This window comes from Streptomyces sp. NPDC005706 (genome assembly GCF_040631045.1).
In the GTDB taxonomy this organism is placed as follows: domain Bacteria; phylum Actinomycetota; class Actinomycetes; order Streptomycetales; family Streptomycetaceae; genus Streptomyces.
Genome location: NZ_JBEXYS010000008.1, coordinates 96,507 through 110,855, shown reverse-complemented (window position 1 = coordinate 110,855; position 14,349 = coordinate 96,507). Strand labels below are relative to the sequence as shown.

Below are 14,349 nucleotides of genomic sequence, written 5' to 3'. Positions count from 1 at the left end.
TCCTACTTCGGCTCGGGGCGCACCAGTACGACCGGGCAGGTCGCGTGCTGTGTCACGTGCTGGCCGACGGAACCGAGCAGGGCCCGGGTGAAGCCGCCCCGGCCCCGGCTGCCGACGACCAGCGCCTCGGCGCCCTCGGCGGCCCGCAGCAGCACATCGGCGGGGTTGCCGTGCACCACGTGGGTCCGCACCGAGCCGGCCGCGTCCGCGCCGAGCACGTCGGTGAGTTCCTGCCGCATCCGCTCCCGGGCCTCGTCCCGGTCGACGTCCATGTCCACCGCGGGCCCCGACCAGCCGTACAGGCCCGGCAGCTCCCACGCGGTGACGACGTCCACGGTGGCGCCGACGAGGTCCGCGTAGCGCACGGCCCAGCGCAGCGCCGCGTACGAGGACGGCGAACCGTCGACACCGACCACGACCTTCGGCCCGGAGACATTGCTGTCCACGTGTCCCACCTCTCTCGCGGAACGTGCGCCCGCCTGGACGGTCCATCCCCTCCACGGTGCGCGAGACAGCGCCGCACCGCCAGAAGAGCGCGCCCTACCGGATGGCGGTCGGCGGCAGTTGCGCGGGGCTGACCAGTTCGCCCAGGACCTCGGCCATGAAGTGCACCAGCCAGCGCTGCGAGGGGCTGCGGGACGCCTCGTGCCGGGCGTAGAGCGCGATCTCGATGGGCTCGGTGTCGAACGGCAGACGGACCAGCCGCAGGCGGTGCGAGGCGGTGAAGACCTCGCCGACGTACTCGGGGACGATGGCGATCAGATCGGTCCGTTCCAGCAGGTACGGCAGCACCGAGAAGCGGGTCGCGTCGACTGCCACGCGGTCCAGCAGCCCATGGGTGGCCAGCAGCGACCGCGGGACGACGTGCCCGCTGGGCCCGTACACCGACGCGTGGTGCTCGGCGGCGAGTTCGGCCAGGGTGACGCAGGCACCGCGGACACGGGGGTGGTCGGCGGCGACCATGCCGACGTAGCGCTCGTGGAAGAGGGGGATGCGCACGGTGCGGTGGGACGTCAGCACCGGTGTGGCGACGAAGGCGTCGAGTTCGCCGCTGCGGAGCTGGCTCTCGGCGTCGTCCACGTCCAGGGAACGGACGGCGAAGGACACCCGGGGCGCGCGCTCGCGCGCCGCCGCCACCAGGCGCGGCAGCAGGGTCACCTCACCGAGGTCGGAGAAGGAGACGGTGAAGCGGCCCCCCATGACCGCCGGATCGAAGTCGTCGGACTGGCGGATGGCCCCGTCGATGTCGGCCAGGGCCCGCTGCAGCGGCTCGTACAGGCGGCGGGCACCGGCGGTCGGGGTGAGGCCCCGGCCGGTCCGGCGGAACAGGTCGTCGCCGAAGTGGCGGCGCAGTTTACCCAGGCTGTAGCTGACGGTGGGCTGGGTGACGTGCAGGGTCTCGGCGGTCGCCGTGACGCTGCCGGTCTCGTAGAGCAGCACGAAGACACGGGCGAGGTTGAGGTCGAAGCTGCTCATATCGACGGAGTCTATATCGGGGCCGGACAACATCTATTGGTGACCATGTCGTGGGCTCCTTAGCGTGTGCTGCGTCACTTCCGAAGGGAAAAGCACCCGTGCCATCCGTGCGTCATGTCTCCCACGAGTTCCTGCGGCGTCAGGGGCTCACCACCGTCTTCGGCAACCCCGGCTCCAACGAGCTGCCCTTCCTCGCCGACCTGCCGGACGGGTTCCGCTACGTCCTCGGTCTGCACGAGGGGGCCGTGGTGGGCATGGCCGACGGCTACGCCCAGGCGACCGGCCGTCCCGTCCTGGTCAACCTGCACGCCGCGTCCGGCTCCGGCAACGCCATGGGCGCGCTGACGAACGCGGTGGCCTCGCGCACGCCCCTGGTGGTCGTGGCCGGTCAGCAGGTGCGGCCGGCCATCGGGCCCGAGGCCAACCTCGCCAACGTCGACGCCCCCGCGCTGATGCGGCCGCTGGTCGGCTGGGCCGCCGAACCGGCGTGTGCGCAGGACGTGCCGCGCGCGCTCGCCCAGGCGGTCTTCGAGGCCCGGTTGCAGCGCCGCCCGACCTACCTCTCCGTGCCGTACGACGACTGGGCGGCCGACGCGGGCGAGAACTCCCAGGCCGTGCTGGACCGGCGGGTGGAGCTCGCGGGTGCGCCCGGCGCGGAGCAGGGACGCCGGCTGGCCGAGCAGGTCGCCGCGGCGCGGCGGCCCGCGCTGGTGCTGGGCGGGGACATCGACTCCGCCGGACTGTTCCATGACGCGGTGCGCCTCGCCGAGCGGCTGGGCGGCCCGGTGTGGGCGGCGCCGTCGCAGTTCCGGCTGCCCTTCCCCAACCGCCATCCGCTGTTCCGCGGTGTGCTGCCGGCCGGGATCGAGCCGGTCTCCCGGGCGTTCGAGGGCCACGATCTGGTGCTGGTGCTCGGCGCCCCGGTGTTCCGGTACCACGAGTACGTCCCCGGGCGGTACCTGCCGGAGGGCACCCGGCTGATCCAGGTGACCGAGGACGCACCGGCCGCCGCGCGGGCCCCCATGGGCGAGGCGCTGGTGGCCGACCCGGCGGCGGTGATCGAGCTGCTGCTGAAGGAGCTGGACGCGCCCGCGGCGCCCACCGGCGAGTTCCGGCCGGCGCCCGAGCCGGCGTCCGCCGAGGCACCGCGCCTGCACCCCGAGCAGGTCTTCGCCGCCCTGCGGGACGAGCAGCCCCGAGACACCGCCTACGTCGTGGAGTCGACCTCGACGAACTCCGCGTGGTGGCGCCAGATGGACCTGCGCGAGCCGGGCTCGTACTACTTCCCGGCGGCCGGCGGCCTGGGCTTCGGGCTGCCCGGCGCGGTCGGGGTCGCCATGGGCCGGCCGGGCCGGCCGGTCGTCGGCGTGATCGGGGACGGCTCGGCCAACTACGGCATCACCGCCCTGTGGACCGCCGCGCGGCACCGGGTCCCGCTCACCGTGGTGCTGCTGCGCAACGGGACGTACGGGGCGCTGCGCTGGTTCAGCGGTCTGCTCGGCGTGCCGGACGCGCCGGGCCTGGACATCCCGGGTCTGGACTTCACCCGTATCGCGGAGGGCTACGGGGTGCCCGCCCGGCACGTCGGCGGCGTCGACGAGCTGCGGGCCGTGCTGGCCGAACGCCCGGACGGACCCCGGCTGGTCCAGGTCGACACGGCGCTCACCACGCCGTCCTGACCACCCTCCCGGCACCCATCCCCTCTCGAACAACTCGCCCCCCGACGGGGGCGGAAGGGAAACCGATGACACTCCTGGACAGCGCCGTCTGGGGCAAGAGGCTCTTCGGCGACGGCTGGCGGGACGCCTCCCTCGACCAGCCCGTGACCGAGCCCGCGACCGGTGACCGGCTCGGCACCGTGGGCCTGGCCACGGCCGGGGACGTCGGCCGTGCCGCGGCCCGCGCCGCCGAGGCCCAGCGCACCTGGGCGGCCACCCCGGCCGCCGAACGGGCGGCCGTGCTGCGCCGCGCCGGCGAGCTGTTCACCGAGCACGCCGCCGAGATCGAGGACTGGCTGGTGCGGGAGGCCGGCTCGGTGCGGTCCAAGGCGGCCTTCGAGGTGGGGCTCGCCCTGGGCGAGTGCTTCGAGTGCGCGGCGCTGCCGACGCATCCGCAGGGCGAGGTGCTGGCCTCGGAGGAGGCCCGCTGGTCCTTCGCCCGGCGCCGCCCGGCCGGTGTGGTCAGCGTGATCGCGCCGTTCAACTTCCCGCTCATCCTCGGCCTGCGCTCGGTGGCGCCCGCGCTGGCGCTGGGCAACGCGGTCCTGCTGAAGCCGGACCCGCGCACCGCGGTCAGCGGTGGCGTCGTCATCGCCCGCGTCTTCGAGGAGGCCGGGCTGCCCTCCGGTCTGCTGCACCTGCTCCCGGGCGACGGCTCGGTCGGCGAGGCGGTCGTCGAGGCGCCCGAGGTGCGGGTCGTCTCCTTCACCGGCTCCACCCCGGTCGGCCGCGCGATCGGCGAGCGGGCGGGCCGGCTGCTCAAGCGGGCCCACCTCGAACTCGGCGGGAACAACGCCCTGGTGGTGCTGCCCGGCGCCGACGTGCGCAAGGCGGCCTCCGCCGGCGCGTTCGGCTCGTATCTGCACCAGGGGCAGATCTGCATGACGACCGGCCGTCACATCGTGCACGAGTCGCTGCTGGAGGAGTACTCGGCGGTGCTCGCCGCGAAGGCGGAGGCACTGCCCGTGGGCGACCCGGCCCGGGAGGACGTGGCGCTGGGCCCGATCATCGACCGGCGGCAGCTCGAGCGGGTGCACGGCATCGTCACCGACAGCGTCGCGGCGGGCGCCAAGCTGGCCGCGGGCGGCGAGATCGTGGGCGCCGGATACCGCGCCACCGTGCTGACCGGCCTCACCCCCGACATGCCGGCCTGGCGCGAGGAGATCTTCGGTCCCGTCGCGCCCGTCATCGGCTTCTCCACGCCGGAGGAGGCCGCTCGGATCGTCAACGACTGCGAGTACGGGCTGTCCGTCGGCATCCTCGGCGACGTCGGCACGGCGATGAAACTCGCCGACCGGATCGACTCCGGAAAAATCCACATCAACGAGCAGACCGTCGCCGACGAGCCCCACGCCCCGTTCGGCGGGGTCAAGGCCTCCGGCACCGGGTCCCGGTTCGGCGGAGCCGCCGCAAACATCGAGGCCTTCACCGAGACCCAGTGGGTCACGGTACGGCCGGACATCGCCGACTACCCGTTCTGATCCCCGCGTTCCCGTTCCGCCGGAGCTCCGCGCGACCGCTCCGGCTTCCGCTCACCCACATCCGTCTCCCGTAGCCGCTCTGGGGGGAATGTCTCCATGGCATCCGTCGTCTCTTCCGACGCGTCCGACGCGTCCAACACCTCCGCGGGCACCGGCGCCGCCGGCCGCGACTTCTGGACGGTGGTCCTGTGCTGGATCACCGTCATGCTCGAGGGGTACGACCTCGTCGTCCTCGGCGCCATCATCCCGACCCTGATCAAGACCAAGCACCTCGGCATCACCGCCGGGGACGCCACCACCATCGCCACGCTCTCGCTGGTCGGTGTGGCCATCGGCGCGGTCCTGGTCGGTCCGCTCGCCGACCGGCTCGGGCGGCGCCTGCTGCTCATCGGCTCGGTGGTGCTGTTCTCCGTCTTCACCCTGCTGGTGCCGCTCGCCTCCTCCGTGGCGATGTTCGCCGTGCTGCGGCTGATCGCCGGTGTCGGCCTCGGCGCCTGCATGCCGGTGTCGCTGACGATGATGGCCGAGCACATGCCCGCCCGGCGCCGGGCCCGCGCCAGCACGCTGACGATGACCGGCTACCACACCGGTGCCGTGATCACCTCGCTGCTGGCCCTTCAGGTGACCGACAACTGGGAGGTGCTCTTCTACGTCCTCGGCGCGGCCGGGCTCGTCGTGGCGGTCGTCCAGTGGTTCCGGCTGCCGGAGTCGGAGGCGTTCGTGCGCGCCCGGAAGGCGACCGGGGCCCAGCGCGTGCCGTTCGCCGAGCTGCTCAAGCCGGCCTACCTGCGCGCGGGCATCGGCATCTGGGTCGCCTCCTTCATGGGCCTGCTGCTGGTCTACGGCCTCAACACCTGGCTGCCCAAGCTGATGAACGAGGCCGGCTACCCCGTCCCCACGGCCGTCACCCAGCTCCTGATCCTCAACGCCGGCGGTGTGGCCGGGCTGGTGCTGGGCGGCTTCGTCGCCGACCGTCGGGGCATCAAGCCGGTCACGCTCGGCTGGTTCGCGGTCTCGGTGGTGATGCTGGCCTGCCTCAGCATCCGGATGGACAGCGACCTGCTGCTCGACACGGTGGTCTTCCTGACGGGTGTGTTCGTCTTCTCGGCGCAGGTGCTCGTCTACGCCTACGTGACCAACTTCTACCCGGCCGCCGTGCGCGGCACCGCGCTCGGCTCGGCCTCCGGCATCGGCCGCATCGGGTCGATCGTCGGCCCGTCGATCACCGGCGCGCTGGTCGCCTCCGGGGTCGGGCACCCGTGGGGCTTCTACTTCTTCGCCGCCGTGGCCGTCCTCGGCTTCGCGGCCGTGCTCACGCTGCCGGGCCGGGCCCACGCGGCCGGGCAGGCCGGGGTGGAGGCCGTCCGGCCCGCCGTCTGACGCGCCCCGGGGCACGGACACCCGCACAGTACGACCGCGGCACGGACCGGACACGGCCCGTGCCGCGGTCGTGCCTCGCTCGTGTCCCGGTCGTGTCCGCGCGCCGCTGGAAGAGCGGGACGCGTCCGGCTGGTGCAGCCTGGGTGTGCAGCCCACCAGTGGAACAGGGAGCGGAGGATGCCGGCGGAGGTCGATCACGCGGCGCTGTTCGCCGCCACTCCGAGCCCGTACCTCGTCCTGGGCCCGGACCTGGTGATCGTGGATGTCAACCGGGCGTATCTGGAGGCGACCGGGCGGACCCGCGACGACCTGATCGGGCAGCACGTCTTCCAGGCGTTCCCGGACAACCCGAACGACCCGGAGGCCGACGGGACACGGAATCTCAACGCCTCCCTGCACCGGGTCCTGTCCACCCGCAAGCCGGACACGATGGCGCTGCAGAAGTACGACATCCCCGTCGTGCGCCGGCCCGGAGAGTTCGAGGAACGCTGGTGGTCCCCGGTGAACACCCCGGTCATGGGGCCGGACGGGCAGGTCGCGTGGATCATCCACCGGGTCGAGGACGTGACCGCGTTCGTCAAGGCCCACCAGGCCGGCAACCCCACCGGGGTCCGGGTCGGCCAGCGTCTGGAGGCCGCCCAGGCGCTGGAGGCGGAGCTGTACTCCCGGGCGCGGGAGCTGCAGCGGCTGAACGAGGAACTGCGGCAGGCCAACACCCGGGAGCGGGAGATCGCGGTCACGTTGCAGGAGGCCATGCTGCACGCCCCCGACCTGGCCCACCATCCGCACGACGTGGCGGTGCGCTACCTGCCCGCGATCGGCTCGCTGAACGTGTGCGGCGACTGGTACGACGTGGTCGACATTCCGCCGGACCAGCTCGCCCTCGCGGTCGGCGACGTCATCGGGCACGGCCTGGAGGCCGCCGCCGTGATGGGCATGCTGCGCAGCGCGCTGTCGGCGGCCATCCGGGCCCTGGAGAGGCCCGCGCAGGCCCTGGAGGTGCTGGGGCTGTACGCCCGCTCGATCGAGGGCGCCCTGGGCACGACGGCGGTCAAGGCGATCGTCGACCGGCGCAGCCATCTGATCACCTACAGCTGCGCCGGCCACCCACCGCCGGTGCTGGCTCACCCGGACGGCCGTACGGAGCTGCTGGACCGGGCCACCGACCCGCCCCTGGGCGCGCGGCCGATGCACGTGCCGCGGCCCCAGGCCAGCATCCAGTACACGCCCGGCGACACCCTGGTGCTGTACACCGACGGGCTCATCGAGCGCCGCAGGGAGGACATCGACGCCGGCCTCGACCGGCTGATGCGCGCGATAGCGGAGTGCGGCGGCCTGGGCGCCGAACGGCTCGCCGACACACTGCTGACCAAACTCGGTGTGGCCAGCGGCGGCCACGACGACATCGCCCTGGTCGTGGTCCGGCTGTGAGAGGGCCCGGAACGGGCGGACCACGGCTTGTGCGGCTCTCCCGGCGTGTGGCAGCATCCGTCGAGTTGATCCACGCGAACTTCCGCACGGCGAAGGACTGAAGCCATTGATCGCGGCGTCCCACAGCGGCCGCCGTCGGCACTGACCCCGCCCGCCACCACGGCGGCGACCGGTGCCCTCGCGTCTCCTCACGGCGGCCCCACGCATGTCCCGTGTTCCCGGCCACGGCCGGTCCCGCAGCCCTGACGGCTGCCCTTCACCGTGAGGTCCACATCATCGTGCACGACAACGTGCAGAACTTCGCCGTCGCCCATCTGCTCCGCCGTCCGGCGCCGGTCGAGACCGGGGGCTTCGTCGCGGGTTTCGATCCCGCGACGGACAGCCCGTACGTCAACTACGCGACCCCGTTCCCCGGTGCCGAGCCGGCCGACCGGGACGTCACCGCCCTGATCCGGGCGTTCCGTGAACGCGGTCTGCGGCCCCGTCTGGAGTTCGCCCCGGACGCCGCGCCCGCCGTCGAACCCGCGCTGCGCCGGGCGGGGTTCCGCACCGAGGCGGTCCACGATTACCTGGTCTGCACCCCCGCGACCCTGGTGGTGCCGGCGAACGGCGACGGCCCGGACGGAGGTCTCGCCGTCCGGGCGCCGCGCACCGACGAGGACTACCGGGCCGTCGACACCGCCCTGTCCGAGGCGTTCGCCGGTGAGTTCGGCCCCTCCGAGGCGGGCGCGGCCCGCCTGCGGCGCACCGAGGAACAGGGCGGCGCCGTCCGCTTCGTACGCGCGCCCGACGGCACCTGCGCCGGCGGTGCCCTCTGCTCCGCGCCCGCCGAGGACACCGCGGAACTGGCGGGCGTCGGCACCCGGCCCGTGTACCGGGGCCGGGGCATCGCGGCAGCCGTCACCGCCGCCCTGGCCGCGACCACGTTCAGCCGTGGCACGTCGTCCGTGTGGCTGGAGTACTCGGGCGAGGGCTCGCGCCGCGTGTACGAACGGGTCGGCTTCCGGCCCCGTGGCACCCGCCTGTACCTGACCCTGGAGGGGTGAGCGAGGCATCCGGTGGGGGCCGGTCACACCTCGGCCCCCGCCGGCATCATGTGGTCGTCCGCGTCCCCGTCGACGAGGGCCGGCCGGGTGAACGGGGGCAGCTTCCGGGCCGCGTCGAGGTAGCACCGCGGGTCCACGTCGCGGCGGAACCCGGCGAATCCGGGTCGGACGGCCCGGTTCGACAGCAGGGGGCGTACTCCTCGGCGCGGGCGGGCGAGGCCGCTTTCTTAGCGGCGTGTTAGATCTGCGTGCCGGTCCTTGTCCGGGGGCGGCGGCCGCCCGCATGCTCGGGCGCACTCAGGTCCCGGGGGCGGCCGCCCCGTTCCCCGTTCCCACCGGAATTCCCCACCTGGAGCCGCCATGTCATCCTCCGCCGCCATGCCCGGCACACCGCCGGGCCACTCCCCCGGCAGCCGCCGCCTCGCCCTCGTCGGCGGGTCCCTGGGCAACCTCGTGGAGTGGTACGACTGGTTCGTCTACGCGAGCTTCGCGATCTACTTCGCCGACTCGTTCTTCCCCGGCGACAATCCGACCACCAAGCTGCTGAACACGGCCGGGATCTTCGCCGTCGGCTTCCTGATGCGGCCGGTCGGCGGCTGGATCCTCGGGCGGGCGGCGGACCGGCGCGGCCGCAAGAGCGCGCTCACCCTCACCGTCACCCTGATGTCGGTGGCCGCCCTGCTCATCGCCCTCGCCCCCACCTACGGCCGGGCGGGTTACCTCGGCGCCGTGGTGCTGCTGCTGGCCCGCCTGCTGCAGGGCCTGAGCATCGGAGGCGAGTACGCCGCCAGCGCCACGTACCTGACCGAGGCGTCGGCCCGGAACCGGCGCGGTCTCGGTTCCTCGTTCCAGTACGTGTCGATGACCTGCGGTCAGCTCCTCGGCCTCGGCGTACTGATCACACTGCAGCACACGCTGACCACCGGACAGCTGGAGAGCTGGGGCTGGCGCATCCCGTTCGTGCTCGGTGCGCTGTTCTCCGTGGTGGTGTACTGGCTGCGGCGGCGGCTGACGGAGACGGCGGCCTTCACCGAGGAGTCCGGCGCGGACGGGGGTACGGACAGCGCGCGCGGCACGCTCGCCGTGCTGTGGCAGCACCGCCGCGAGGCCGGCCTCGTCATGGCGCTCACACTGGGTGGCACGGTGGCGTACTACACGTACACCACCTATCTCACCAAGTACCTGATCGGCAGCGCCGGCATGGCCAAGTCCACGGCAACGCTGGTGAGTTTCACCGCGCTCGCCGTCTTCGCGCTGCTCCAGCCGCTCGCCGGCGCCCTGTCCGACCGGATCGGGCGCCGCCCGCTGCTGATCACCTTCGCAGTGGGCTGCACGGTGGGTACGTACCCCATCATGACCGCGCTCGGCTCGGCGTCCTCGTACTGGCCGGCGCTGGGCCTCTCCCTGGTCGCCCTGGTGATCGTCACCGGCTACACCTCTATCAACGCGGCCGTGAAGGCGGAGCTGTTCCCCACCCGGGTCCGCGCCCTCGGCGTGGCGCTGCCCTACGCGATCGCCAACGCGCTGTTCGGCGGCACGGCCGAGTACGTGGCCCTGTGGTTCAAGGACGGCGGTCACGAGAAGCTCTTCTTCTGGTACGTGTCGGGCTGTGCGCTCGTCTCGCTGGTCACCTACGTCCTGATGCCTGACACCCGCGACGCCGTGCTCAGCCGCGCCGAGGCGGCGACGGACACGGACGCCGTCCCCGACCGCACCCGGGCCGTACGCTGACCGGGCGCGGCGACCGGGTGGTGGCCTGGGCCGGGTGGCCTGCGTAAGCTGCCGCCCAGGTCACCACGGCACGAGGAACTCCCATGCACGCGCTGCTCGTCGAGGACGACGACCGGATGGCCCAGGCGCTGACCACGGCCCTCGCCCAGCGCGGGCACACCGTGCGCCGGGCGGCCCGGGCTCTGGACGCCCTTCGGCACGTCCACGAGGCGCAGTTCGTGCTGCTCGACCTCGGACTGCCCGACCTGGACGGGCTGGACCTGTTGCGCCGGCTGCGCACGGTGTGCGACGCGCCGCTGATCGTGGTGACGGCCCGTTGCGAGGAACGCGACATCGTGCAAGGGCTGCGGGCCGGCGCCGACGACTACGTGGTCAAGCCGTTCCGGATGAACGAGCTGATGGCCCGGATCGACACCGTACGCCGCCGCACCGGGGCGGCCCCGTCCCGCGCCGGCACCGGGGGGCGTCCCGTGCGCGCCGGGGACGTGGAGGTCGACGTAGCGGGCCGTACGGTCACCGTCGCGGGCACCGAAGTACGGCTCACCCGACGGGAGTTCGACGTGCTCGCCGTCCTCGCGGCGCGGCCCGACGAGGCGCACTCCCGGGAGGAGATCCTGGACCGGGTCTGGGGCGACGCCTTCCTCGCCGCCTCTCGGTCCCTGGACGTGCACGTCGCGGGCATCCGCGCGAAGACGGGCCGTGCCGGACTGGTGCGCACGGTACGGGGCTTCGGGTACCGGCTGGGCGCCCCGGGCGGGCCCGCGGCGGGACCGGGGAGCCGATGAGGCGCAGGCTGCTCGCCGTCCTGATGGTGCTCATGGGGGCCGCGACGCTGCTGCTGTCCGCGCCGCTGGCCGGCTCGTACGCGAGCGGGCGCACGGAGCACCTGCTGCTGCAACGACGCTCCGACGCGGTGCGCTTCGCCGACCTCGCCGACCGGACGCGGACCGCGGCCGACCGCGCCGAACTGGCCGGCGAGATCCGCCGGTACGCCGGGCTCTACAGCGCCTCGGTGACCGTGGTGGACTCCGCGGGGCGGACCCTGGCGCGGGCGGGGACCGTCGTCTCCGGGTCCGCGGCGGACGAGGTCCTGGACCGGGCGCTGACCGGCCGGTCCACCGAGCGGCTGCCCACCGTCCGGCCCTGGGGCCCGGACCGGACAGTGCTCGCCGAGCCGGTGGGGCGGGACGAGCGGGTCAGCGGGGCGGTCCTGCTGGCCGTGCCGACCACGGCCGCCCGCAGGGACGTGACCGTGCGCTGGGCGCTCATCGCCTGCGGAGCGCTCACCGCCTTCACGGCCGCCGCGCTGGTCGCGGCCGGCATCACCCGCTGGCTGATGCGCCCGGTGCGCGATCTGGACCGGGCGGTCGCCGCTCTCGCCTCGGGCAGCCTTCGGACGCGGGCCGTGTCCGATACCGGGCCACCCGAACTGCGCAGCCTGCGGCGGCACTTCAATGCCATGGCGGAGGCGGTCGCCGATTCCCTGGGGCGCCAGCGCGCCTTCGTCGCGGACGCCTCGCACCAGCTGCGCAATCCGCTGGCGACCCTGGTTCTGCAGTTGGAGAACGTCGAGCCGCACCTGCCGCCCGGTCCCGGCCGGAAGGAACACGCGCGCGCCCTGGACGAGGCGGAGCGCCTGGAGGAGCTCCTCGACGGGCTGCTCGCGCTGGCGCGTGTGGAGTCCGGCGCGGTGCGGCGCACGGAGCAGGACGTGACGCGTGCGGTGCGCGAGCGGGTGGCCGCGTGGCGGCCGATTTTCGAGGCCTCCGGGCTGACGCTGACCGCCAGTTGCCCGCCGGAGGCGCTGCGGGCGCCGGCGGTGGCGGACGCGGTGGGCCGGATCCTGGACGCCGCACTGGACAACGCGGTGAAGTTCGTCCCGTCCGGCGGGGCCGTCGAGGTGGCGGCCACCGTGGTGGACGGCGACGCCGTGGTGCGTGTCCGTGACAATGGACCGGGTGTGCCGGACGACCGGCTGCCGCTGCTCACCCGGCGTTTCGCCCGGGCGCCCGAGCACCAGAACCTTCCCGGCAGCGGCCTCGGACTGGCCATCGCCGACGAGATCGCCCGGCTCAGCGGGGGCCGGCTCGGCACGGCCCGCAGCCAACCGCACGGCTTGGTCGTGGAGTTGCGGCTGCCTGCCGTCCGACATCCGGTGGCGCGCTCCGTCGGGGGCGCGGGTCAGCCGTACACCGACCGGTAGTAGGCCACCGCCCCCGGATGCAGGGGTACGTCGCCCGTGGCGACGGCGAACCGGGGTTCGAGCCGGGCGCCCGCGGTCACCTCCCTCAGCAGCACCCGCCACCGGTCGAACACCACACGGAGCACGTCCTCGACGGCCTGCCGGGGCACGCCGGGGCGGGCCAGCAGGTAGTTGCCCACACCGATGGTGGTGACCGGTGCGGTGAGCCCGTACACGCCGGCCGGGAGGGTGACGGTCGTGTAGACGGGGCCGTAGGTGTCGCGCAGGGTCCCCGCGGCGGCCGCCAGCGGCAGGAAGCGCAGCGGCAGTTCGCGGGCCAGGGCGGACAGCGCGGGGGTGGGGACGCCGCCGGCCCAGACCAGGGCGTCGACCGTGCCGGTGCGCAGCGCCTCCAGCGAGGCGGCGAGCCCGAACCGCCGTTGCAGCACCGACCGTTCACCGGTCAGCCCGGAGACCCGCAGCAGCCGGCCGGCCAGCACCTGCCCGCCGGAACCCGCCGCGCCGGTGGCCACGGTCAGCCCCGCCAGATCGCGCACCGACCGCACGGGGCCGCGCGCCGGCACGACGAGGTGGGCGTAGTTGACGTAGACGCGGGCGAGGGCGGTCACCCCGGTCGGGCGGGTGAACGGCGGGCGGCCCCGGACGGCGTCCTCGGCGGCGTCGGCCATGGCGAGGCCGAGGTCCGCCGAACCCGCGGCGAGCATCCGCAGGTTGTCCACGCTCGCCGAGGTGCCGAGCGCGATGATGCGGGACCGGGCGCCGCCGCGTTCGGCCTCGGCCGCCAGTGCCCGGCCGAAGGCGTGGTACGGCCCTCCCGGCGCTCCCGTGGCGAGTCTGAGCCGCCACCGGGGCCCGCTGTCCCCGGAACAGCCCGCGACCGCCGCTGCCGGACCGAGGCTCGCGGCCCGCAGCAGGCCGCGGCGGCTCATCGGTCGACCGGTCACGCCCGCAGCGTAGCGGCTCCCCGGCGGCGCGGATGCCAGGCCTTCCGCGATGTGCCGGGCGGCGGCCGTGGGACTATCGTTGCGCCCTCCAACACGGCTCGGAGAAAGGATGTCGGTGTGGCGATGAAGGCCTTGCGTGCGGCGTTGGAAGCGATCTACGTACGGCGCCTGAACCGCAAACTGGAGGGCCTGCCCCGGCCACGGCATGTGGCGATCATGCTGGACGGCAACCGGCGCTGGGCCCGGGGCGCGGGACACAGCGACGTCCGCGAGGGCTACCGCGTCGGCGGCGCCAAGGTCACCGACTTCCTGCACTGGTGCACCGACGCCGGCATCAAACACGTCACGCTGTGGATGCTGTCCGACGACAACCTGCACCGGCCGGCCGACGAACTCGGCCCGCTGCTCGCCATAATCGAGGAGACCGTCCAGCGGATCTGCGCTCCCGGCGAGCCCGGGGAGATCGAGATCATCGGCGCGCTGGACCTGCTGCCCGGGAACACCGCCCGCGTCCTGAAGGAGGCCGCGGTGGGCACCGCCGGCCGGGGCGGCCTCAAGGTCGACGTCGCCGTGGGCTACGGCGGCCGCCGGGAGATCGTCGACGCCGTCCGGGCTGCCTTCGACAAGCACATCGGCGCCGGCGGCGATCCCCGCGACCTGGCCGCGGAGTTCGACCTGGAGCACATCAGCGACAACCTGTACTCGCCGGCCGGTGACGACACCGACTTCATCATCCGCACCTCGGGCGAACAGCGGCTGTCCGGCTTCCTGCTGTGGCAGTCCGCCTACGCGGAGGTGCACTTCGTCGACGTCCTGTGGCCCGCCTTCCGTCAGATCGACCTGCTGCGCGCCCTGCGTTCGTACGCCGCCCGGGACCGCCGCTACGGCCGTTGACCGGACCCCGTGCGCCGGGCCGGTGTTGGCCGGACCGGCGCAGGT

General features: G+C 73.8%; 12 protein-coding genes. 9 read left to right on the top strand and 3 right to left on the bottom strand.

Annotation, left to right across the window (positions count from 1 at the left end; translation table 11 throughout):
• Positions 1 to 2 precede the first annotated feature (2 nt).
• Complete coding sequence (locus ABZ478_RS16815; protein WP_359549794.1) at positions 3 to 446, bottom strand: universal stress protein; 444 nt, start codon at positions 444 to 446, stop codon at positions 3 to 5.
• A gap of 94 nt (positions 447 to 540) precedes the next feature.
• Positions 541 to 1,476 (bottom strand): LysR family transcriptional regulator, encoded by a 936-nt coding sequence (locus ABZ478_RS16810; protein ID WP_359549792.1) that lies wholly within the window; start codon positions 1,474 to 1,476, stop codon positions 541 to 543.
• Between the two features lie 98 nt (positions 1,477 to 1,574).
• Here ABZ478_RS16810 and mdlC point away from each other — a divergent pair, with 98 nt between their 5' ends.
• The 8 genes from mdlC to ABZ478_RS16770 all read left to right on the top strand — a co-directional run bounded on the left by mdlC (position 1,575) and on the right by ABZ478_RS16770 (position 12,466).
• Positions 1,575 to 3,155, top strand: a complete 1,581-nt coding sequence (gene mdlC / locus ABZ478_RS16805; protein WP_359549790.1) for a benzoylformate decarboxylase — start codon at positions 1,575 to 1,577, stop codon at positions 3,153 to 3,155.
• A 65-nt stretch (positions 3,156 to 3,220) separates the two neighbouring features.
• A complete protein-coding gene (locus ABZ478_RS16800; RefSeq protein ID WP_359549787.1) occupies positions 3,221 to 4,675 on the top strand; it encodes a benzaldehyde dehydrogenase in 1,455 nt (484 codons plus the stop codon).
• 96 nt (positions 4,676 to 4,771) lie between these two features.
• Positions 4,772 to 6,055 (top strand): aromatic acid/H+ symport family MFS transporter, encoded by a 1,284-nt coding sequence (locus ABZ478_RS16795; RefSeq protein ID WP_359549784.1) that lies wholly within the window; start codon positions 4,772 to 4,774, stop codon positions 6,053 to 6,055.
• 177 nt (positions 6,056 to 6,232) lie between these two features.
• A complete protein-coding gene (locus ABZ478_RS16790) occupies positions 6,233 to 7,486 on the top strand; it encodes a SpoIIE family protein phosphatase (protein WP_359549782.1) in 1,254 nt (417 codons plus the stop codon).
• Between the two features lie 278 nt (positions 7,487 to 7,764).
• Positions 7,765 to 8,532, top strand: a complete 768-nt coding sequence (locus tag ABZ478_RS16785; protein WP_359550020.1) for a GNAT family N-acetyltransferase — start codon at positions 7,765 to 7,767, stop codon at positions 8,530 to 8,532.
• Positions 8,533 to 8,910: 378 nt separating this feature from the next.
• Entirely contained in the window at positions 8,911 to 10,263 is a 1,353-nt protein-coding gene (locus tag ABZ478_RS16780; RefSeq protein WP_359550018.1) for an MFS transporter, read from the top strand.
• An 83-nt stretch (positions 10,264 to 10,346) separates the two neighbouring features.
• Positions 10,347 to 11,048, top strand: a complete 702-nt coding sequence (locus tag ABZ478_RS16775; RefSeq protein WP_359549780.1) for a response regulator transcription factor — start codon at positions 10,347 to 10,349, stop codon at positions 11,046 to 11,048.
• Positions 11,045 to 12,466: a HAMP domain-containing sensor histidine kinase gene (locus tag ABZ478_RS16770; RefSeq protein ID WP_359549777.1), complete on the top strand. Its 1,422-nt coding sequence runs from the start codon at positions 11,045 to 11,047 to the stop codon at positions 12,464 to 12,466. The genes ABZ478_RS16775 and ABZ478_RS16770 overlap by 4 nt, the downstream gene beginning before the upstream one ends.
• On the opposite strand, the gene ABZ478_RS16765 is transcribed toward ABZ478_RS16770, so the two are convergent.
• Positions 12,445 to 13,410, bottom strand: a complete 966-nt coding sequence (locus tag ABZ478_RS16765) for a TAXI family TRAP transporter solute-binding subunit (protein WP_359549775.1) — start codon at positions 13,408 to 13,410, stop codon at positions 12,445 to 12,447. The genes ABZ478_RS16770 and ABZ478_RS16765 overlap by 22 nt on opposite strands.
• 123 nt (positions 13,411 to 13,533) lie before the next feature.
• Here ABZ478_RS16765 and ABZ478_RS16760 point away from each other — a divergent pair, with 123 nt between their 5' ends.
• Positions 13,534 to 14,304: an isoprenyl transferase gene (locus ABZ478_RS16760; RefSeq protein ID WP_359549774.1), complete on the top strand. Its 771-nt coding sequence runs from the start codon at positions 13,534 to 13,536 to the stop codon at positions 14,302 to 14,304.
• The last annotated feature ends 45 nt before the right edge of the window (positions 14,305 to 14,349 follow it).